General features: G+C 68.8%; 22 protein-coding genes. 10 read left to right on the forward strand and 12 right to left on the reverse strand.

The genetic code is table 11. From position 1 onward, the window contains the following. Positions 1–95 precede the first annotated feature (95 nt). Entirely contained in the window at positions 96–890 is a 795-nt protein-coding gene (locus EBN03_RS02150) for an SOS response-associated peptidase (RefSeq protein WP_122186109.1), read from the forward strand. 43 nt (positions 891–933) lie between these two features. Here the strand turns inward: EBN03_RS02150 and EBN03_RS02155 are convergent, their stop codons facing one another. From EBN03_RS02155 to ybaK, 4 genes are all read right to left on the reverse strand, one after another. After that, complete coding sequence (locus EBN03_RS02155; RefSeq protein WP_122186110.1) at positions 934–1188, reverse strand: hypothetical protein; 255 nt, start codon at positions 1186–1188, stop codon at positions 934–936. Between the two features lie 144 nt (positions 1189–1332). Next, on the reverse strand, positions 1333–2985 hold the full coding sequence (locus tag EBN03_RS02160; protein ID WP_122186743.1) for an MDR family MFS transporter: 1653 nt from the start codon (positions 2983–2985) through the stop codon (positions 1333–1335). Positions 2986–3047: 62 nt separating this feature from the next. Next, on the reverse strand, positions 3048–3590 hold the full coding sequence (locus tag EBN03_RS02165) for a MarR family winged helix-turn-helix transcriptional regulator (RefSeq protein ID WP_122186111.1): 543 nt from the start codon (positions 3588–3590) through the stop codon (positions 3048–3050). A gap of 118 nt (positions 3591–3708) precedes the next feature. Then, complete coding sequence (ybaK, locus tag EBN03_RS02170; RefSeq protein WP_122186744.1) at positions 3709–4203, reverse strand: Cys-tRNA(Pro) deacylase; 495 nt, start codon at positions 4201–4203, stop codon at positions 3709–3711. 214 nt (positions 4204–4417) lie between these two features. On the opposite strand from ybaK, the gene EBN03_RS02175 reads away from it, so the two are divergent. Beyond that, positions 4418–5110 (forward strand): sigma-70 family RNA polymerase sigma factor, encoded by a 693-nt coding sequence (locus EBN03_RS02175; RefSeq protein WP_233608053.1) that lies wholly within the window; start codon positions 4418–4420, stop codon positions 5108–5110. Continuing rightward, the gene (rsrA, locus tag EBN03_RS02180) at positions 5107–5472 is read left to right on the forward strand and encodes a mycothiol system anti-sigma-R factor (RefSeq protein ID WP_407671068.1); all 366 of its coding nucleotides are present in this window, start codon (positions 5107–5109) and stop codon (positions 5470–5472) included. Before EBN03_RS02175 ends, rsrA begins: the two co-directional genes overlap by 4 nt. Before the next feature lie 64 nt (positions 5473–5536). Here the strand turns inward: rsrA and EBN03_RS35725 are convergent, their stop codons facing one another. After that, positions 5537–5611, reverse strand: a complete 75-nt coding sequence (locus tag EBN03_RS35725; protein ID WP_379200796.1) for a 50S ribosomal protein bL37 — start codon at positions 5609–5611, stop codon at positions 5537–5539. A gap of 138 nt (positions 5612–5749) precedes the next feature. Here EBN03_RS35725 and EBN03_RS02185 point away from each other — a divergent pair, with 138 nt between their 5' ends. Together EBN03_RS02185 and EBN03_RS02190 are read left to right on the forward strand one after the other, a co-directional pair. Next, positions 5750–5965, forward strand: a complete 216-nt coding sequence (locus EBN03_RS02185) for a biotin/lipoyl-binding carrier protein (RefSeq protein WP_122186112.1) — start codon at positions 5750–5752, stop codon at positions 5963–5965. A 54-nt stretch (positions 5966–6019) separates the two neighbouring features. Continuing rightward, on the forward strand, positions 6020–7531 hold the full coding sequence (locus EBN03_RS02190; protein ID WP_122186113.1) for a sensor histidine kinase: 1512 nt from the start codon (positions 6020–6022) through the stop codon (positions 7529–7531). Positions 7532–7817: 286 nt separating this feature from the next. Here the strand turns inward: EBN03_RS02190 and EBN03_RS02195 are convergent, their stop codons facing one another. Both EBN03_RS02195 and EBN03_RS02200 read right to left on the reverse strand, forming a co-directional pair. Next, positions 7818–8072: a WhiB family transcriptional regulator gene (locus tag EBN03_RS02195; RefSeq protein ID WP_122186114.1), complete on the reverse strand. Its 255-nt coding sequence runs from the start codon at positions 8070–8072 to the stop codon at positions 7818–7820. A 233-nt stretch (positions 8073–8305) separates the two neighbouring features. After that, a complete protein-coding gene (locus EBN03_RS02200) occupies positions 8306–9277 on the reverse strand; it encodes a diacylglycerol/lipid kinase family protein (protein ID WP_122186115.1) in 972 nt (323 codons plus the stop codon). A 163-nt stretch (positions 9278–9440) separates the two neighbouring features. On the opposite strand from EBN03_RS02200, the gene EBN03_RS02205 reads away from it, so the two are divergent. After that, positions 9441–9797, forward strand: a complete 357-nt coding sequence (locus EBN03_RS02205) for a hypothetical protein (RefSeq protein WP_122186747.1) — start codon at positions 9441–9443, stop codon at positions 9795–9797. Here EBN03_RS02205 and EBN03_RS02210 read toward each other — a convergent pair. The 4 genes from EBN03_RS02210 to EBN03_RS02225 form a co-directional block, all read right to left on the reverse strand. Continuing rightward, positions 9794–10264, reverse strand: coding sequence for a GNAT family N-acetyltransferase (locus EBN03_RS02210; protein ID WP_122186116.1), 471 nt, complete (start codon positions 10262–10264; stop codon positions 9794–9796). The two genes, EBN03_RS02205 and EBN03_RS02210, sit on opposite strands and share 4 nt — an antisense overlap. After that, positions 10261–10866, reverse strand: coding sequence for an acid phosphatase (locus EBN03_RS02215; RefSeq protein WP_122186117.1), 606 nt, complete (start codon positions 10864–10866; stop codon positions 10261–10263). The genes EBN03_RS02210 and EBN03_RS02215 overlap by 4 nt, the downstream gene beginning before the upstream one ends. Before the next feature lie 69 nt (positions 10867–10935). Further along, entirely contained in the window at positions 10936–12147 is a 1212-nt protein-coding gene (locus EBN03_RS02220) for an Rv3212 family protein (RefSeq protein ID WP_122186118.1), read from the reverse strand. 207 nt (positions 12148–12354) lie between these two features. Next, positions 12355–14046 (reverse strand): DEAD/DEAH box helicase, encoded by a 1692-nt coding sequence (locus EBN03_RS02225; RefSeq protein WP_122186119.1) that lies wholly within the window; start codon positions 14044–14046, stop codon positions 12355–12357. A 459-nt stretch (positions 14047–14505) separates the two neighbouring features. Between EBN03_RS02225 and EBN03_RS02230 the strand changes: the two genes are divergently transcribed. The 3 genes from EBN03_RS02230 (at position 14506) to EBN03_RS02240 (ending at position 16621) form a co-directional block, all read left to right on the forward strand. Continuing rightward, complete coding sequence (locus EBN03_RS02230) at positions 14506–15561, forward strand: alpha/beta fold hydrolase (protein ID WP_122186120.1); 1056 nt, start codon at positions 14506–14508, stop codon at positions 15559–15561. A gap of 24 nt (positions 15562–15585) precedes the next feature. After that, complete coding sequence (locus tag EBN03_RS02235; RefSeq protein WP_122186121.1) at positions 15586–16299, forward strand: ferritin-like fold-containing protein; 714 nt, start codon at positions 15586–15588, stop codon at positions 16297–16299. 94 nt (positions 16300–16393) lie between these two features. Beyond that, on the forward strand, positions 16394–16621 hold the full coding sequence (locus EBN03_RS02240; RefSeq protein WP_122186122.1) for a DUF3107 domain-containing protein: 228 nt from the start codon (positions 16394–16396) through the stop codon (positions 16619–16621). Positions 16622–16682: 61 nt separating this feature from the next. On the opposite strand, the gene EBN03_RS02245 is transcribed toward EBN03_RS02240, so the two are convergent. Further along, on the reverse strand, positions 16683–17360 hold the full coding sequence (locus tag EBN03_RS02245) for a TetR/AcrR family transcriptional regulator (RefSeq protein ID WP_122186123.1): 678 nt from the start codon (positions 17358–17360) through the stop codon (positions 16683–16685). Positions 17361–17527: 167 nt separating this feature from the next. Here EBN03_RS02245 and EBN03_RS02250 point away from each other — a divergent pair, with 167 nt between their 5' ends. Beyond that, positions 17528–18718 carry a DUF3152 domain-containing protein gene (locus EBN03_RS02250; protein WP_233608055.1) on the forward strand — a complete coding sequence of 397 codons (1191 nt, stop codon included), beginning with the start codon at positions 17528–17530 and terminating at the stop codon, positions 18716–18718. Positions 18719–18802 lie beyond the last annotated feature (84 nt).

Here is an 18802-nt window from a genome sequence, read left to right on the forward strand (position 1 = left end):
AGGGACATGTCGGCCCCGAGCCGGTCGGCAGGCAACTGGCCTATACGTGAATCTTGTACGTGATTTGTGTCGTACCCCTGTGCTGGGATGGAGATATGTGCGGCAGATACGCGACCACGGTCGACCCCGGCCGACTGGCCGCCGAACTCGACGCGATCGACGAGACCGACGTGCCCGAACCGGCGGCCGCGGGCGCCGACGCGGTGAGCGCCCCCGACTACAACGTCGCTCCCACCAACCAGGTGCTCACCGTGGTGGAACGCCACGACCGCGACCACCCCGGCGACGACCCGCGCCTACGGCTGCGCCGGATGCGCTGGGGCCTGGTCCCGTCCTGGACCAAACCCGGTGAACCGGGATTGCCCGCGAAGGGGAAGCCGCTGTTCAACGCCCGTGCGGACAAGGCCGCCACCACGGCGTCGTTCCGGGACGCGGTGAAGAAGCGGCGCTGCCTGGTGCCGATGGACGGCTGGTACGAGTGGCTCACCGAACCGGCCGGCGCGGGGAAGACGGTCAAGCAGCCGTATTACATGTCCGACGCCGACGGCGGCACGCTGTTCATGGCCGGCCTGTGGTCGGTGTGGCGCGATCCGGCCACCCCCGACCGGCCGCCGCTGCTGTCGTGCACGATCCTGACCACCGACGCGGTGGGGGAGGAGTTGACCCGGATCCACGACCGGATGCCGCTGCCGATGCCGCGTGAACACTGGTCGGCCTGGCTGGATCCGGACCATCCGGCGCCGGCGAGCCTGCTGGCAACACCCGATCCGGCGGTGGTGTCCTCCATCGTGGCGCGGCCGGTGCCGACGCTGGTGAACAGCGTCCGCAACAACGGGCCCGAACTACTGGGCCGGGTGGACGAACAGAGCGGGCAGCTCGGCCTGCTGTGAGGCCGCGAGCCGGGCGGGAGCGATCCCGCCCGGTCGCCGGCGATCAGGGGGTGGGGCACTTGACCGTCGGAAGTGCCATGTTCAGGCCACATTTGAGCATGTTGGTGCCGAGATCGATGACGGTGCCGATGATTCCGCCGGCCAGGCCCTGTGCCTTCTCCGGCGTCCGGTCCTTGGGCGCCTGGCCGGGTGACTGGGTGCCCCACGGATAGGCGGGGTCGGGTGCGCCGAGGGCCACCGGCCCGGCGCCGAAGGTCAGGGCCACGCCGGCGCAACCGGCGACTAGCAGGGTCCGCACTCGCGGGGATCGGAACATTCGCATCACATCCTCGGGGTCGGAACGAAAGCTGGCCCGTCCAGTAAACGCACTTTCCTGAGAGAACCGTGTGAGGTTCCGGTGGTATCTGCGTGTCGTGGACGGGCCGGGCTTTTCGTTACCTGATCAGGCGAGATGCGCGGCCGCGGCCGAGCCGATCTCCTCTTCCTCGTCGTCTTTCTTCTTGTCCTGTGCCTGCAGCCCACCGGCGGCGCGCAGCGGCACTTCCTTCCAGAACAGCACCAGCACGAAAGCCAGCGCCGCCGCGCCCATGGCGGACAGGAACACCGTCGACAGCGATTCGGCGAACCCGACCTTGAACGGCCGTGCCACGGTAGAGCTCAGCTGCTGGATGATCGAGCTGTCGTTGAGCACGTGCCCGGCCGACGCGGCGGCCTGCCCGGGCGCCTGGCCCGGCTGCGGCACGAGCGACTTCGCCAGCGCCATATCGGCCGGGTTGGTCGAGGTGGCCAGCGAGTGCACGTACTCGGGGTTCTTCGCGGCCGCGTGCATCTCGTCGGTGATGTTCGGGGTCAGCTGCGCGAACAGGATCGACAGGAACACCGCCACACCGAGGGTGCCACCGATCTGCCGGAAGAACGTCGCCGCGGCGGTCGAGACGCCCATGTCCTTGGGCGGCAACGCGTTCTGCATGGCCACCGTCATCGGCTGCATGATGCAGCCCAGGCCCAGACCGGTGATCCACATGAAGACCATCACCAGCCACATGTGGGTGTCGGGGGTGAGCAGGTGCAGCAGGAACATGCCGACCGTGATCAGTGCCGAGCCCACGACCGGGAAGATCCGGTAGCGGCCGGTGCGCGAGATCATCTGACCGGAGGAGACCGAGCCGATCATCAGGCCCACCACCATCGGCAGCATCTGCAGGCCGGCGACGGTCGGGCTGGCACCCCGCACCACCTGCAGGTACTGCGGCAGCAGGCTCATTCCGCCGAACATGGCGGTACCGACCACGAACGAGATCACGGTGCCGAGCGCGAAGGTGCTGTTGCGGAAGATACGCAGCGGGATGAGCGCGGCGTCGCCCATCTTCGCCTGGACGCCGATGAACGCGGCGACACCGAGAGCCCCGATCACGAAGCAGGCCAACGCCTTCGGGCTGCTCCAGCCCCACTCGCGACCCTGCTCGGCCACGATCAGCAGCGGCACCAGGCCGATGATCAGCGCCAGCACCCCACCCCAGTCGATGCGTACGCCGCTGCGGTGGGTGTTCGGCAGCTTCAGCACCTTGCTCACCACGGCGATCGCCAGCATGCCGACGGGCACGTTGACCAGGAAGACCCAGCGCCAGCCGCTGATGCCCAGGATCTCGGCCTGACCGGCGAACATGCCGCCCAGCACCGGGCCGGCCACACTCGAGGTGCCGAACACGGCCAGGAAGTAGCCCTGGTAGCGGGCGCGTTCGCGCGGGCTGACGATGTCACCCATGATGGTGAGCGCCAGCGACATCAGGCCACCGGCGCCGATGCCCTGGACGGCCCGGAAGACGGCCAGCTCGTACATCGAGGTCGCGAACGAACACAGCAGTGAGCCGGCGACGAAGACCGTGATCGCGACCATGTAGAAGGGCTTGCGCCCGTACATGTCCGAGAGTTTGCCGTAGAGGGGCGTCGCCAGGGTCGAGGTGATGAGGTACGCGGTGGTGACCCACGCCTGCAACGAGTAACCGTTGAGATCGTCGGCGATGGTCCGGATCGACGTGGACACGATGGTCTGGTCGAGAGCGGCCATCAACATGCCGAGCATGAGGCCGCTCATGATCACCAGGATCTCCCGGTGCGTGAAACCGCGCTGCTGCGGCTCCGACGTGGTGGTGGTTGTCACGACTGTTTCTCCGTTGCGTGGTGCTGTTCCTGCTCGCCGTCGGGGCGGCTACAGAGGTGGGGGGACATGCCCTTCGCCGCTTCGGCGACCATGTCGATCCGGGCGGATTCGTATCCGTCGACGAAGCGGGTGAGGAGCCGGGCGAATTGGGATCGGTCATCGGGGGTCCAGTCCCCGACCACTCGCCCGAGCATGGCGTTGCGTTTGCGCCGGAGTTCGGCGGTGAGTTCGCGGCCGGCGTCGGTGACGACCAGAACGATGGCGCGGCCGTCGTCGGGATCGGCCTGGCGGGCGATGAGGCCCTTCTTGACCAGTGCGGCGACGTGCCGGCTGATGGTGGAGGCGTCGGCGAGCATGAGATCCGCCAGCGCACCCGAGCGCATGGGCCCGTCGTGGATCAGCTTGAACAGGATCGAGTAGCTGGCCAGTTCGATCTCGCCTTTCGATGCCGCCATGATCTGGGCGGTGGTCCGCTCTCGGACGCGGCTGAAGCGAGCCAGTTGCTCGCCCAGCAGGTCGATCGAGTCGGCATCGTGCACGGTGGTGACCCCCTCTGCGGCGCAATTACTTGCGGACTACAAGTATTTGTATACGCCAACTAGTTGTCTATCGCAAATATTTCCGGAGGAGCGGCCTCCGCTCGGGTTGTCGGCTCGATCACGCCTCGCGCGCGACCGCCGCGGTCACCGCGCCGGTGAGGCGCACCAGATCCTGTGGCGCCAGCTCGATCTCCAGACCGCGCCGGCCCGCGCTGCACAACACCCGTGGCCACTCCAGCGCGGACTCGTCGATCACCGTGGGCAGCCGCCGCTTCTGGCCCAGCGGCGAGATACCGCCCAGCACATAACCGGTGGTCCGCTCGGCCTTCGCCCGGTCGGCCATGACCGCCTTCGGGGCACCCAGCGCCGCGGCCGCGGCCTTCAACGACAGCAGGCGCGGCACCGGGACGACAGCGACAGCCAATGCGCCCGTGGACAATTCGATCACCAAGGTCTTGAAGATCCGGTCCGCGTCCGCCGGATCGGCGGCCAGCGCGGCAACCGCCTCGGCCCCGAAATCGGCGTTGTTCGGATCATGCCGGTAAGCGTGCACGCGATGCGGCACCTGCGCCACGGTCAGTGCGCGGACGGCGGGAGTGGACGCGGCGGGCATGCCGACAGCGTACGAATCCCGGCCGCCGGGAACAGCGGCGGCAGCCCGCATGTTGCATGCGGTACGGACGAACACCCCCGAGGACACGAAGGAGAGGTCGGTGCCCGCTCTGCTCGAAAAGCCGCTCGATCTGCACGACTTGGCAGGTGCGGTCACCGAACTCCCGTCGCTTTACCCGCCCACGGTAGATTCACCGTTTACGGCGAGTGAAGGGATGGGCGTGACACGCGACGACAGCCCCGACGACGGTATCGACGATGCCGACCTGGAGGAGCGGGCCGGCGAGCCCGGTACGGAGACCGACGCGGAACTCGCGGACCGGTTCCAGCGCGATGCGCTGCCGATGCTGGACCAGCTGTACGGCGCGGCGCTGCGGATGACCCGCAACCCCGCCGATGCCGAAGACCTGGTGCAGGAGACGTTCGCCAAGGCGTTCCAGGGTTTCCGGTCGTTCCGCGAGGGCACCAACCTGCGGGCCTGGCTGTACCGGATCCTCACCAACACCTACATCAACTCCTACCGCAAGAAGCAGCGGCAGCCCGCGCAGTACCCCACCGACGAGATCACCGACTGGCAGCTGGCGTCCACCGCCGAGCACACGTCGACCGGTCTGCGGTCGGCCGAGATGGAAGCGCTCGAGGCGCTGCCGGACGACGAGATCAAGGCCGCGCTGCAGCAGCTGCCGGAGGAGTTCCGGATGGCGGTGTACTACGCCGACGTCGAGGGCTTCCCGTACAAGGAGATCGCCGACATCATGGGTACCCCGATCGGTACCGTCATGTCACGGCTGCACCGCGGCCGCAGGCAGCTCAAGGGCCTGCTCGCCGACGTCGCGCGCGAGCGCGGATTCGACCGGGACCGATCGGGCACCACGGGCAACGGAACGCGTGAGGAGGTTACGCAGTGAACAGCGGGCAGGAACGGGGGAAGGACGTGTCCACCGGCACCGCGCACGGCTGCGGCTCTCCGGTCGAGGGCTCGCACGGGCACGACCACGCCGACGACATGGAGCTCGACTGCACGGCGGTCCTCGCCGATGTCTGGCTCATCCTCGACGGTGAATGCGACGCGGCCACCAAGGAGCGGCTGAAGGCGCATATGGACCGCTGTTCGCCGTGTATCGAGGCCTACGGGCTGGAGGCGAAACTGAAGTCCCTGCTGAACCGCAAGTGCGGTGGCGACCGGGCGCCCGACTCGCTGCGGGAGCGGCTGACCATCGACATCCGGCGTTCGATCAGCGTCACCGAGATGCGGGTCGAGGAGCCGTAGGGTTTTCGGGCATAAGCAGAGCGGCACGTCATCCATCCGATGACGTGCCGCTCTCGCGTTTCGGCTAGCTGTTGGGACGCTTGCCGTGGTTGGCTGCGCTCTTCTTGCGGCCACGCTTCTTACGACCACGCTTACCCATGGGGTTCTCCCTTCTCGTCGACGGACATTGTTCCATGTGTGTTTGGCTGTACCGTCAGCGGATACAGGCACCGGTTCACCGGGCCGTACCCGGTGACGCGACTGCCCACCGGCAGGAGATTTCGAGCGAGAGGGTGTCATGGCTGAGGAAGTGCACGCGGAGATGGTGTCCACGGTCTTCGAGATCGTCGCCGAGGAGGGCGCCGCGGTGCACGAGGGAGACACCCTGGTGCTGCTCGAGTCGATGAAGATGGAGATCCCGGTGGTCGCCGAGCGCGACGGTAAGGTCTCCTCTATCAACGTCAAGCCGGGCGACGTGCTGCAGAAGGGCGATTTGATCGCTGTCATCGACTAGCGGTATGCCTTGCGAGACAACTGTTTTCGGCACGCGTAAAGGCGGATTGGCACCATGTCGACACTGAGCGATCTGCTCGCCGAGCACACCGATCTCCCGGGTGCGGCGGTCGACCATCTGCAACGGGTGGTCGGGGACTGGCAGCTGCTGGCCGACCTGTCCTTCGCCGACCTGCTGCTGTGGGTCGGCGCGGGACCGGTGCCCGAGGGCGCGGACGTGGTGTGCGTGGCGCAGTGCCGGCCCACCACCGCGGCCACCGTGCACCCGCAGGACGCCGTCGGTTCGCTGGCCTCGCGGACCGACCACCCGCAGGTGTTCGAGGCCCTGCTGAGCGGTGAGATCGTGCGCTACGAGACCGACACCGAGTCCGCGGGCGTGTACCACCCGCGGCCCCGGCGCGTGGTGCGGGAGGCGATTCCGGTCCGGGTCGGCGAACATGTCATCGCCGTCCTAGGCCGGGATACCGACGTGCCGCGGTCGGATGTGCTCGGCAGCCTCGAACACGCCTACATGAGCTGTGCCGACGACCTGTGCCAGATGATCTCCGACGGCACCTTCCCGGTGCTCGAGGACCGAACCGGCTCGCATTCCAGCCCGCGGGCCGGCGACGGGTTCATCCGGCTCGACACCGACGGCAACGTCGCCTACGCGAGCCCGAACGCGCTGTCGGCCTATCACCGGATGGGCCTGCAGAACGAACTGGTGGGCCAGGATCTGGCCCAGACGACCCGCTCGCTGATCACCGACCCGTTCGATGCCCAAGAAGTTGTCAGCGACATTCTGGCGGCGCTGGCGGGCAAAGCGGGCCGCCGGATGGAGGTCGAGGCGCGCGGTGCCACGGTGTTGCTGCGCACCCTGGTGCTGCGCCCGCACGGGGAGCTGGACGGCGCGGCGGTGCTGGTGCGCGACGTGACCGAGGTGAAGCGCCGCGACCGCGCGCTGCTGTCCAAGGACGCCACCATCCGCGAGATCCACCACCGGGTGAAGAACAATCTGCAGACGGTGGCCGCGCTGCTGCGGCTGCAGTCGCGCCGCACCGAGAACGAGGAGGCCCGGCTGGCGCTGTCGGAGTCGGTGCGCCGGGTCACCTCGATCGCCTCGGTGCACGAGATGCTGTCGATGTCGGTGGACGAGGAGGTCGACCTCGACGAGGTGGTCGACCGGCTGCTGCCGATCATGGCCGACGTCGCCACCGTGCATACCGCGCGGATCAAGGTCCGCCGGGCGGGTTCGCTGGGCGTCTTCTCCGCCGAGCGGGCAACACCGCTGGTCATGGTCCTGACCGAGCTGGTGCAGAACGCCATCGAGCACGCCTTCGACTCCGGCGAGAACGGGACCGTGACGATCCGCTCCGAGCGTTCCGCGCGTTGGCTGGACGTGATCATCAGCGACGACGGCCGCGGGCTCCCGGAGGGCTTCAGCCTGGAAGGCTCCGACCGCCTGGGCCTGCAGATCGTCCGCACGCTCGTCACCGCCGAACTGGGCGGGTCGATCGGCCTGCACCCGGGCGCCGATATCGGCACCGACGCCGTGCTCCGCGTGCCCCTGGGCCGCCGCTCCCGGTAGGAAACTCGGCTCGACATGCAAATCGACCGGTTGGCTGATGCCAACCGGTCGACTGATTTCGTGCGGGCCGGGCAACTCGTCGGGTACGCCCAGAATCGGTCCAGCCCCCACCCGCCGCCAAGGGTTCCCAACAGGCAGCGGCTCTGAGCCGTCCCAAAAAACTCGGGGAGGCGGCATGGAAAAGCCCGGCACCTTCGTGCCGGGCCAAGTGTGCGTTACGGGCCTGGGATAGTGCGGAAATCGCAGGTGGCCCGTAACGCGGGTGGCGCCGTATCGGCGTCTGCTCCTAGACGGAGCTGCGCGTGCGGGTGCGCGCGTTGCGGCGCTTGAGAGCGCGGCGTTCGTCTTCGCTCATACCGCCCCACACACCGGCATCCTGCCCGGACTTCAGGGCCCAGGACAGGCAGTCGGCGGTCACGGGGCATCGGGCGCAGACCAGCTTGGCATCGGCGATCTGCGCGAGCGCCGGACCACTGTTTCCCACCGGGAAGAACAGCTCGGGGTCCTCGTCACGACAGATGGCCTTGTGGCGCCAGTCCATTCCTCTGCTCCTTTGCATGGCGCCGCAGGGCGCCTCGGGTTTGTCGACCGTTCACTTGTGCGACTCGAATGTTTCCGCACGGTTGCTTGTGAATGCTTTCACGAACACCGTAGATGTCAATAGGTTTCCGGTGCACCGTGGGGAAGCTCACGCTGTAAGACCCCTACCTAGGGGGCCCGCGTGGTCCTTTGTACTCGGTGCGCGCAGTTTTCGCAGCGCAACGATGATTCTTCTCAGATGTGTCCGGGCGAAACGGGCGGTGGGGCGACTACATCTAGCACCTTTGGCGCAATCGTGAAATCCACCACGTTGCGGCGGCCGATGAAGTCGCCATCGATTTGCAGGGCCGCCTCGACGTCGCTCTCGATCCGCACCGAGGTCACGTCGTCGACCCGGAAAATGTTGTCCGACTTGGGGTCCGCGTCGGGGCGCAGCATCTCGCGGACGGTGCGCGCGGTCGCCAGCACGCCCATGGTGCGCATGGCGAAGACTCCCAGGCCGGAATCGAAGGAAGTACCAGGATTGGTGTGAACGGGGGTTGCCCCCAGATAGGTCCACGGGTCGCTGTTGGTCACGAATGCGTAGTAGACGCCCGTCACCGGATCGTGACCAGGAATGCGCACGGTAACCGACGGCGGCTTCCGGCGCGCGCGGAAGAACTCGCGAATGGTGGTTCTCACATACCGGCCGGGAGTTGCGGCGTGACCTTTCGCTCGACTGGTGTCGATTGCGCCACAAACTTCGGCATCCAGTCCGATACCGGCGCTGAATGTGAACCAGCGGTCCTCTGTGATCCCCAATCCAATCCTCCGGTCTTTCTCCGGCGGCCGGGCGGGGTCCAATAGGTCGAGCAACTGATTGGTCGCGAGTACCGGATCGGCGGCGATTCCCAGTGAGCGGGCGAACACGTTCGCCGAGCCGCCGGGAATGACCCCGAGCCGCGGTGTCCAGATCTGATCGTCGCCTACCTGCGGTAACGGCAGAAAACCGTTGATCGTCTCGTTGACCGTGCCGTCCCCGCCGTGGACCACGATCAGGTCCATCTCCTGGGTGCTCGCCCACTGTGCGAGCTCGGCGGCATGGCCGCGGTGCTGGGTATGCGCGACCGTCAATTGGGTGCGACTCTCCAGCGCGTGCGCGAGCAGATCGCGAGTCGCCGGAGTAGTAGAGGTCGCATTGGGATTGACGATCAACAACGTCCGCACGCGGCAAGTTTAGCTATTGCATTCCCGGTCCCGGCCCGCCCGGTTCCGGCCCGATCGACCGGCCTAAGCTGATCGGGTGGTCGAGGACAGCTCCCAGCAGCAAGACGCGCGCGACGGCTCCGGCCGGGCGGCGCAGCCGCCGCAGACGGTTCGCGGCGCGGGAATCGTCGGCGCCGTCCAGGGCGGCCTGGGCGTGATCGTGGCGATCGTGCTCGTGGTGCGGGGTGCCATGGGCCGCGACAGCGCCGCCGGCGCCTTCGGCACCGCGGCCTGGTTCGCGATCCTCGCCGGCGCGCTGCTGGCCGCCGGCGTCGCGCTGCTGCGCGGCCGGCGCTGGGGCCGCGCGATCGTATTCATCGCGCAGGTCCTGCTGCTGCCGGTCTCCTGGTACATGATCACCAGCCACCAGCCGCAGTACGGCATCCCGTTCGGCCTCAGCGCCCTGGCCGGGCTGGCCCTGCTGCTGGCGCCGCCGTCCTCGCGCTGGATGGCCGCCGGCTACGACACCGCGGAGTCCTAGCTCTTCGCGAGCGCGGTCAAGGCGTCGTCGGTCAGCCGGTAGGTCGTCCACTCGTCCTGTGGGCGCGCGCCCAGCGAGTCGTAGAACGTGATCGCCGGCTGGTTCCAGTTCAGGACCGACCACTCGACCCGGTGATAACCGGAGGCGACGGCCTCGCGCGCCAGTTCCACCAGTAGCGCCCGGCCGTGACCCCGGCCGCGCGCCGACGGCGTCACGTAGAGGTCCTCGAGATAGATCCCGTGCGTACCGCGCCAGGTCGAATAGTTCAGGAACCAGATCGCGCAGCCCACCACGACGTCGTCCGCGGTCGCCACGTGCGCGTAGAGCGCCGGTGCCGGGCCGAACAGCGCCTCGTGCAACTGCCCGGTGGTCAGATGGCATTCGTCGGCGGCCCGCTCGTATTCGGCGAGATCGTGGACCAGCCCGACCATCGCGGCCACATCGCCGGGCTGCGCGCGGCGGATCATACGGCGCCGTCCGCGGGAACGAGGTTGTGCGCCAGCAGCGTTCGTGCCTGATGATCGTAGCCGAGCACGCTGATCGCCCCGGTCGACAGGAAGAACCGGCGGCCCTCCCGCACATCGAACGCCGCCCAGCGGGCGATCAGCGCTCGGGAGAAGTGTCCGTGCCCGACCAGCACCACGTCCCGTTCGCGCAGCGCGCCCGACACCGAGTCCAGGACCCGGTCCGCTCGCACCTGCACCTGCGCCGCCGACTCACCGCCGGGTACCGGGGCGGTGAACACCGTCCAGCCCGGCGCGGTCTCGCGGATCTGCGGGGTGGTCAGGCCCTCGTAGTCGCCGTAGTCCCATTCGGCCAGGTCGGGATCGACGCGGGCCGCGGGCAGGCCGGCGAGTTTCGCGGTCTCGACCGCCCGGCGCATCGGGCTGGTCAGCACCAGCGGGTCGGACAGTTTCAGCCTGCGCAGCAGCGGTCCCGCGGCGCGCGCCTGCTCCTCGCCGAGCGTGGTGAGCGGAACGTCGGTGCGCCCGGTGTGTTTTCGCGCGCGCGACCACTCCGTTTCACCGTGTCGCAGCAATACCAGCCGATAGTCGTGATTCGAGCCCATGCACAGATCATGCCTGACCGGCCGGTTACCTCTCGGACGAACTGTGCTCGCCCGAGCCGAGGGGCGGGACTACTCGCCGATCGCGTAGATGTTCCCGTCGCGCAGTTCCAGCACGGTCGCGCCCATGGCGAGCAGGGAGATCGCCTCACCGTGATAGTCGCTGCGGGCCAACGGAATCACTGACTGCTGGGCGCCGGTCGCCGGGTCGAGCACCGCGAGGCCCTCGGCCACCGGCAGCACCAGGTGCCCGGCCAGGATCGCGGGCGTGCCCAGCGCGCCCGCCGCCGTCCACTGCGGCTCGAACGTGGTGGGCTGCAACGCGATCACGCTGTTGCCGGTGTACAGGGCCAGCGAGGTGTTGACCCGGACCACGCTCGCCGAGTCGGGCAGCGGCTGGCTCAGGCCGATCTGGGTCACCGGGTTGCCGTTGCCGTCGTAGACCGCGATCAGCGGCTGCGGACCGGGCAGGTACACCGCGACCCGGTTGTCGCCGGCGGCCAGGATCCGGGCGCCCGGCTCGTTCGCGCCGGGCTCGGCGAGCACGTGCGTGCCGTACTCTTCCGGGACGGTGCTGTCCTTGGGCGCCGGATTGAGCATGGTCAGCCGGTCGGCGGGCTCATTGGGGCAGCGTTCGAGCACGGCGAGCCGGCCGCCGCCCAGTTGCGCCGACAGCAGTGTGCAGTCCTTGCGCGGCTGGGTGTGCGGATTGACCTTGGCGTCGACGTACCCGAATTCCAGGGTCCGGACCAGGTCCGACCGCCACACCTCGAGCCGGTCGGGCCCCTGCGACACGATGTAGGTGCCGTCGCCGGATTCGGCGACCTGCTTGTCCATGTAGCTCGACCGGGCGCCGCGGCGGGCGCCGGTGTCACCGGTCAGCTGGGTGGTCTGGCTGCATCCGCGCTGGTCACGATAGGTGGCGACCGTGGTGCTCCACTGGCTCTCGATCGCGCACAACGGCATGTCCCGCTGATACGTCCACAGCGGTTCGCCGGTGTGCGGGTCGCGCCCGGTGACGGTGCCGCCGGTGGCGGTCACGACCGCGCCACCGACCGCGAGCGGCCGCTCGGCTACCTCGTCGGGGGCGTGCCAGAGCTCGTGCAGCGCGGTGGGGACATGATCGGCCGCGGCGGCGGCGGGAACGGGCCGGGTCGCGGGCGAGGAGGTGGTACCCCGCGCATCGCTGATCGACCATACGACTAGCAGCGCGACCACCACAGCAACGGTGATCGCGACCGCGACAGAGATATCGGCGCGCGTCCGCCGCTCAGGTGCGAGCACGCAGGCGAGCGTACCGGGTGATTCCGCTCCCGGCAGGCACGGCTCCCGAATTGCCTCCGGCAGCGGCGAACTCCCCAGACGCGCGCACCGCCCGCGAAAAAGTTCGCGGGCGGTGCGTTCGCTGAAACCGGTGCGGCGGGCTACGACGTGCTACCCGGGCCTGCGCCGGGCCGCCTGCGTGGTCGCGCCGCGCGTCCGCCGAGCGGCTCAGGCCGTGGTCGACGCCAGTTCCGGAGCAGACGTCCCCGAGTCGGCGGCCGGCTTGCGGCGCCGCCGGCGACGCGCCGGCTTGTCGGCCGCTTCGCTGTCCCCGGCCTCGGCGGCGGGGGCCGCCTCGGCTGCGGATTCGGTTGCCGCAGCGGCGGATTCGCCACCCGAGGCGCTCGACGCGGGCTTGCGCCGCCGCCGGCGGCGGGCCGGCTTGGGTGCGTCCTCGGCCGACGCCTCGGCGCCCGCCTCGGTGCCGGACTCGGCGGTCGTGGCCTCGGTAGCGGTCTCGTCGACCGGCTGACCACCACGGGTGCGGCGGCGGCTGCGGTTACGGCTGCGGGGCTCGCGCGGCTCCCGCTCGACCACGACCGCGTCGTCGTCGCGAGTCGGCTTGGTCTTCAGCTGCCCGGTCGCGCCCTCGGGAATGACGAGGTCGGAGTACAGGTGCGGGGACCGCGAGTAGGTCTCCACCGGCTCGGGCTTGCCGAGCTGCAGCGCGGAATCGATCGACTCCCACCGGTTCAGCTCGTCCCAGTCGACCAGGGTGACCGCGACACCGGTGCGGCCGGCGCGGCCGGTACGGCCGATCCGGTGCACGTAGGTCTTCTCGTCCTCCGGGCACTGGTAGTTGACGACGTGGGTGACGTCCTCGATGTCGATTCCGCGGGCGGCCACGTCGGTGGCGACCAGCACGTCGATCTTGCCCTTGCGGAACTTGTCGAGCGCCTTCTCCCGCGCGATCTGGCCCAGGTCGCCGTGCACCGCGCCGACCGCGAAACCGCGTTCGGCCAGATCGTCGGCCACCTTCTGCGCGGTGCGCTTGGTGCGGGTGAAGATCATCGTCGCGCCCCGGCCCTCGGCCTGCAGGATCCGGGCGACGACCTCGCTCTTGTCCAAAGCGTGTGCGCGGTAGACGAACTGGGTGGTGCGGTCGTGCACCGCCGAGTCGCCGGCCTCTTCGGCGCGGATGTGCGTCGGCTTGGTCAGGAACCGGCGGGCCAGCGTGATGATCGGACCCGGCATGGTGGCCGAGAACAGCAGCGTCTGGCGGCGGTCGGGGACCATGGTCAGGATGCGCTCGATGTCGGGCAGGAAGCCCAGGTCGAGCATCTCGTCGGCCTCGTCGAGCACCAGCACGCCGATCTTGCCCAGGATCAGGTGACCCTGCTCGGCCAGGTCCTGCAGCCGGCCCGGGGTGCCGACCACCACGTCGACCCCGTCGCGCAGCGCGGCGATCTGGGTGTCGTAGGGCCGGCCGCCGTAGATGGCGGTGACGTTCAGCGGGCCGTTGCCGCCCTTCAGGTGCTTACCGGCGTTCACCAGGTCCTGGGTGACCTGCAGGCACAGCTCGCGGGTGGGGACGATGATCAGCGCGCGCGGGGTGCCGTCCAGCGGGGCGGTACCCGAGTCGGGGGAGGCCACCCGGTGCAGCAGTGGGACACCGAATCCGAAGGTCTTGCCCATACCGGTGCGGGCCTGACCGATGAGGTCCTCGCCGGCCAGTGCCAGCGGCAGGGTGAGTTCCTGAATGGCGAAAGTGCGTTCGATGCCGATCTCGGCGAGGGCGCGCACGATATCGGGGTGCACCCCCAATTCGGCGAAAGTCGGTGCGGTGTGGGTGGTGTCGAGTTCCGCGGTCAGCAGGGTGTCGGCAACACCGGGTTCGGGTTCTACAGTGATCTTGCTCAGGTTCGTGCCTTCCTCGTGGTTTCGCGATCACGCGCGCACGAGGCATTGGGACGTGGCCCGTAACCACTGCGGCCGCTGCGGGATACCCCTCGTTCGGGCATCGACCTGGCACGGCGCGGTGGTGGCGCGGATCCGGTGCGTGGCGCGGATCCGGTGCGCGCACATTTTCGGCGGACGACGACTGGTGCTTTCCCGGTGGATCCGGATGATTCCGGTCCGTTCGCCGACGGGTGCCGGCGGCGAGATACTCGTTGTCCACGGAGATTGTAGCGTGATGGCTGCTGGAAACCGATTTTCGGCCCGGGCAAACCCGCCGATATTCGCGATCGCCGAACTTTCGGGCGCGTGCGCGGGCTGTGGCGCACCGTAATTCACGCACGGCGGTACTCCGCGTCGGATGCGTCACATTCGGGACAGCGGGTGGTTCCCCGCAACTTACTCACGGGTTAGTTTGGTGCCGTGACGCTGACCGACACCGTAGCCGCCGCCGTCCGCAATGCCTGGTCACTGACCTTCGGCGACGGGATCGAGGCCCCCGAACCCGCCCCCTCGACCGTGGTGTGGGACGAGCCGCACCGTGTGCTGCGCCGGTACGACCACGACGGCCCGGCGACCGGTCCCGCGACGCTGCTCGTGCCGCCGCTGGCCGCCCCCGCCACCTGCTACGACCTGCGCCCCGACCAGAGCCTGGCGCGCTTCCTGTGCGATACCGGCCGCAGCCCCTACCTGGTCGACTACGGCGACATCACCTACGCCGACCGGCGGATGGGCTTCGAGGACTTCGTCGACGACATCGTGCCGGAGGCGATCCGCCGCGTATCGGCCGATCGCGGGGGAGCGGCGGTCGACCTGGTCGGCTGGTCGCTGGGCGGGGTGATCTCGCTGCTCACCGCGGCCGCGGACCCCACACTGCCGATCCGCTCGATCATCGCGGTCGGGCCGCCGCTGGACTACGACCACATCTACTTCATGAACGAGCTGCGGCTCGCCACCAAGCTGACCGGCGGCCTGGGCACCTCGACATTCATCCGTGCGGCCGGTGGTGTGCCCTCGACGCTGACCCGGGTCGCCTACCGGGTGATGTCGTGGGATCGCGAAGTCCGCCGGCCCTGGTTCGTCGCCTCCAACCTCGCCGACACCGCGACCCTCGCCCGCATGGAGACCGTCGACCGGTTCCAGAATCAGCTGCCCGGATACCCCGGCCGGTTCTACAACCAGCTGTTCCGGCGATTCATGATCGCCAACGACATCGGCCGCGGCGTCATCGAACTCGGGGACCGCAAGATCGCCCTGGCCGACATTTCGGTACCCGTCCTGCTGGTCGGCGGGCACAATGATGTCATCAGCCCCGCCGCTGCCGTCGAGGGTGGTCTACGGACCCTGACCGGATCCGTGGACCTGCGGTACGTCCGCGTCCCCGGTAGTCATCTCGGCATTCTGGCCGGCCCCGGAGCGCGCGACACCACCTGGCAGCACGTCGACACATTTCTGTCCGACGTGTCGCACCTGTCGTAGGTTTCGAAGATTAGGGTGAACAACATGGGAGCAACTACGTCCACCGACCTGGGCTTTTCGACCGAATCGACCGAATCGGGAGTGGGATATCGCATCCCCGCCGACCATCCTGGTGTGACGGACCTGTTCGCGGTCCTGGCCTACGGTGAGATCTCCGCCTTCTACCGCCTCGCCGAGGAGGCGCAGCTGTCGCCGAATCTGCACGGCAAGGTCGCGGTCGCCAAGATGGCGGCCGCCGAGCTGGCCCACTTCGAGACCCTGGAACGGGCGCTGCAGGACCGCGGCGCCGACGTCTACGGGGCGATGGCCCCCTTCGTGCGCCCGCTGGACGAGTACCACACCTCCACCAACCCGTCGACCTGGCTGGAGTCGATGGTGAAGTTCTACGTCGGTGACGGGATCGCCGCCGACTTCTACTCGGTGCTCGCCGATTCGCTTGCGCCCGAGGTCGGTACGGTCGTGCGCGACGTACTGGCCGAGACCAGCCACTCCGAGTTCGTGATCGAGCAGGTGCGGCGCACCGTCGCGGTGAACCGTTCCGCGCGCGACCGGCTCACGCTGTGGGGCCGCCGGCTGCTCGGTGAGGCCATCACCCAGGCGCAGTACGTGATGGCGCAGCGCGACAACCTGACCGAACTGGTCCTCACGGCGACCGGCGACCTCAACGGGGTGGCCAAGCTGTTCGATCACATGCAGGACAGTCACGGTGAACGCATGCGGGTGCTGGGACTCGGATAGCGTTGTTCGCTGCGGGCGCAGAATCTGCGTCACTGCGGTGCCGTGCCCTGGACTAGCCTGAGCACAACAGCATTCGGACTTAGGAGGTTTGGCCGTGGAGGTCAAGATTGGTATCGCCGACAGCCCGCGCGAACTGGTGATCGCCAGCTCCCAGACCCCGGAAGAGGTCGAGGCCCTGGTATCGGACGCACTGCAGGGTGCCGCGGGCATCCTGGCGCTCACCGACGAGAAGGGCCGCCGGTTCCTGGTCCAGACCGCCAAGGTCGCCTACATCGAGATCGGCACCTCCACCAGCGGCCGGGTCGGCTTCGCCGCGGTCTAGCAGCGCCACACAGACGAGGGGCCCGCACCGATCCGGTGCGGGCCCCTCGTCGTTCGGGTACTCAGCGCTCGTCTTCGCCGGGACGAACCACCGGCACGTGCGACAGGCCACCCCAGCAGAGCGCGACGGTGGTGTCGACCGCCTCCTCCTTGGGGATCGGGCGGTGCGCCTCGAGCCAGTAACGTGCGGTGATCTGGCTGGCGCCGACCAGGCCGACGGCCAGGATGCGGGCGCGGTACGGGTCCAGACCGGAGTCGTGGGAGACCAGGTCGTAGACGGCGTCCACACAGGCCTCGGTGGCCTGCTCGACCCGCCGCTGTACCTGCGGCTCGCTGGTCAGGTCGGATTCGAACACCAACCGGAAGCCCTGCGTCTCGTGGTCCACGAAGTCGAAGTAGGCCTGCACGGCCGCCCGGACGCGGGCGCGGTTGTCGGTGGTGGACCGCAGCGCCTGCCGCACCGACGAGACGAGCACGTCGATGTAGTTCTGCAGCACCGCCAGATACAGCTCCAGCTTGCTGGAGAAGTGCTGATACAGCACCGGTTTCGAGACCCCAGCGCACTGCGAGATCTCATCCATCCCGGCCGCGTGATAGCCGCGCAGGACGAAGACTTCGCCGGCTGCGGCAAGTAACTGGGCTCGGCGCGCGTCGCGGGGCAAGCGAGTTCCTCGCTTGTTCGGTGCCACGGTCTCGGATGACAGTCGGTGTCCTGTCATCCGGTCCACGAGCTCGGTCATGTTTTGCTCTCCCAGATCGTTTTCCGGTGGAAAGAATTCCCCGGGCATTCGTCGAACGATACTCGCCCACCCTCCCGCCCGCTGGCGCTCGGTCCGCATGCGCTCTCAGGACGCCCAAATGGGACGAGTCTGGTCTGCCGATCCTGGATTGTGAGACGCTGGAGGACGTGACCGACCGACGGAGCAAACCAGCCGGTGGCCGCACCCGGGGCCTGCCCGTGGGACGACTGTTCCGCGGGCTCGGCGCCCCCGGGGCGAAACCCCGTGGTGGACCGGACGCCGAGATCCAGGATCAGCCGGGTGTTCCCACGCCCGGGAAGACGGGCGCCGCCGAGGTCGAGGTCCCGGCGGCCCACGAGCTATCTCCCGTCGGCGCCGGACCGCGTACGCCGAGCTTCCCGCACACGACCCGGGTCGACTACACCCGGCAGCCACTGGCGGCACAGTGGGATCCCACCGCCGAAGCCACGCCGGCCCTGCCACCCGCACCCCCGACGTCCGCTCCGGCCCGGCTGCGGCAGTCGCTGTCGCGCTACGGCTGGCGGATGTACCTGCTGCCCGCCCTGCTCGTGATCACCGTCCTGGTGGGTGTGGACGCGGTGCGCGCGGTCGCGGGCGGCCACGACGCGGCGCCCAGCGGCCCGCACACCGGCGGTCCCGGCGTCTCCGGGATCGTGGGCGCACCACCGAAGGGTGACGGCAAGTACGCTGCCGGGCTTCCCAGCGGCCTGCTGCCGACCGGTGGCCCGGTCGCCGAGACCGGCACCGGAACCTGGCACGTGGTGCCCGGCGGTTCGGCCCCGATCGGTGCGCCGACCGGCCGCCTGTTCACCTACAGCGTCGAGATCGAGGACGGTATCGACACCACGAGCCTCGGCGGCGACGCCGCGGTGGCGAGCATGGTCGAAGCCACCCTGGCCAACCCCAAGAGCTGGATCCACGACCCCCACTTCGCTTTTCAGCGCGTCGACCACGGTGCGCCCGACTTCCGGGTATCGCTGACCTCCCGCGCGACCACCAAGGAGCAGTGCGGCTTCGAGATCCCGATCGACTCCTCCTGCTACAACGAGAGCATCGACCGGGTCGTGCTGTCGGAGGCGCGCTGGGTGCGCGGCGCACTCGCCTTCGACGGCGATATCGGCTCCTACCGGCAGTACCAGATCAATCACGAGGTGGGGCACGCCATCGGCTACCGTCAGCACCAGCCGTGCCCGGCCGACGGCGTGCTGGCGCCGGTGATGATGCAGCAGACCTTCGGCACCCGCAACAACGACATCGCGGTCCTCGACCCGCAGGGTGTGGTGCCGATGGACGGCAAGCAGTGCCGGTTCAATCCGTGGCCCTATCCGGCGGTCTGAGCGGGCCCTGACGCACGGCCACCGCCACCGGTCGGGCAGGATGTTGCGGGAAGAATGGCCGGGTCGGCGGCGTTACACGTAACC

Source organism: Nocardia stercoris, assembly GCF_003696265.1.
GTDB lineage: Bacteria > Actinomycetota > Actinomycetes > Mycobacteriales > Mycobacteriaceae > Nocardia > Nocardia stercoris.

What these genes read in the sequence shown, in the direction of transcription:
- ybaK (WP_122186744.1), bottom strand. Translation starts at nt 4,203, where the DNA reads ATGCCCGCCGCGTCCACTCCCGCCGTCCGCGCACTGACCGTGGCGCAG.
- EBN03_RS02195 (WP_122186114.1), bottom strand. Translation starts at nt 8,072, where the DNA reads ATGGACTGGCGCCACAAGGCCATCTGTCGTGACGAGGACCCCGAGCTG.
- EBN03_RS02245 (WP_122186123.1), bottom strand. Translation starts at nt 17,360, where the DNA reads ATGACCGAGCTCGTGGACCGGATGACAGGACACCGACTGTCATCCGAG.
- EBN03_RS02150 (WP_122186109.1), top strand. Translation starts at nt 96, where the DNA reads ATGTGCGGCAGATACGCGACCACGGTCGACCCCGGCCGACTGGCCGCC.
- EBN03_RS02215 (WP_122186117.1), bottom strand. Translation starts at nt 10,866, where the DNA reads ATGGGCTCGAATCACGACTATCGGCTGGTATTGCTGCGACACGGTGAA.
- EBN03_RS02190 (WP_122186113.1), top strand. Translation starts at nt 6,020, where the DNA reads ATGTCGACACTGAGCGATCTGCTCGCCGAGCACACCGATCTCCCGGGT.
- EBN03_RS02235 (WP_122186121.1), top strand. Translation starts at nt 15,586, where the DNA reads ATGGGAGCAACTACGTCCACCGACCTGGGCTTTTCGACCGAATCGACC.
- EBN03_RS02210 (WP_122186116.1), bottom strand. Translation starts at nt 10,264, where the DNA reads ATGATCCGCCGCGCGCAGCCCGGCGATGTGGCCGCGATGGTCGGGCTG.
- EBN03_RS02185 (WP_122186112.1), top strand. Translation starts at nt 5,750, where the DNA reads ATGGCTGAGGAAGTGCACGCGGAGATGGTGTCCACGGTCTTCGAGATC.
- EBN03_RS02175 (WP_233608053.1), top strand. Translation starts at nt 4,418, where the DNA reads ATGGGCGTGACACGCGACGACAGCCCCGACGACGGTATCGACGATGCC.
- EBN03_RS02160 (WP_122186743.1), bottom strand. Translation starts at nt 2,985, where the DNA reads ATGAGCGGCCTCATGCTCGGCATGTTGATGGCCGCTCTCGACCAGACC.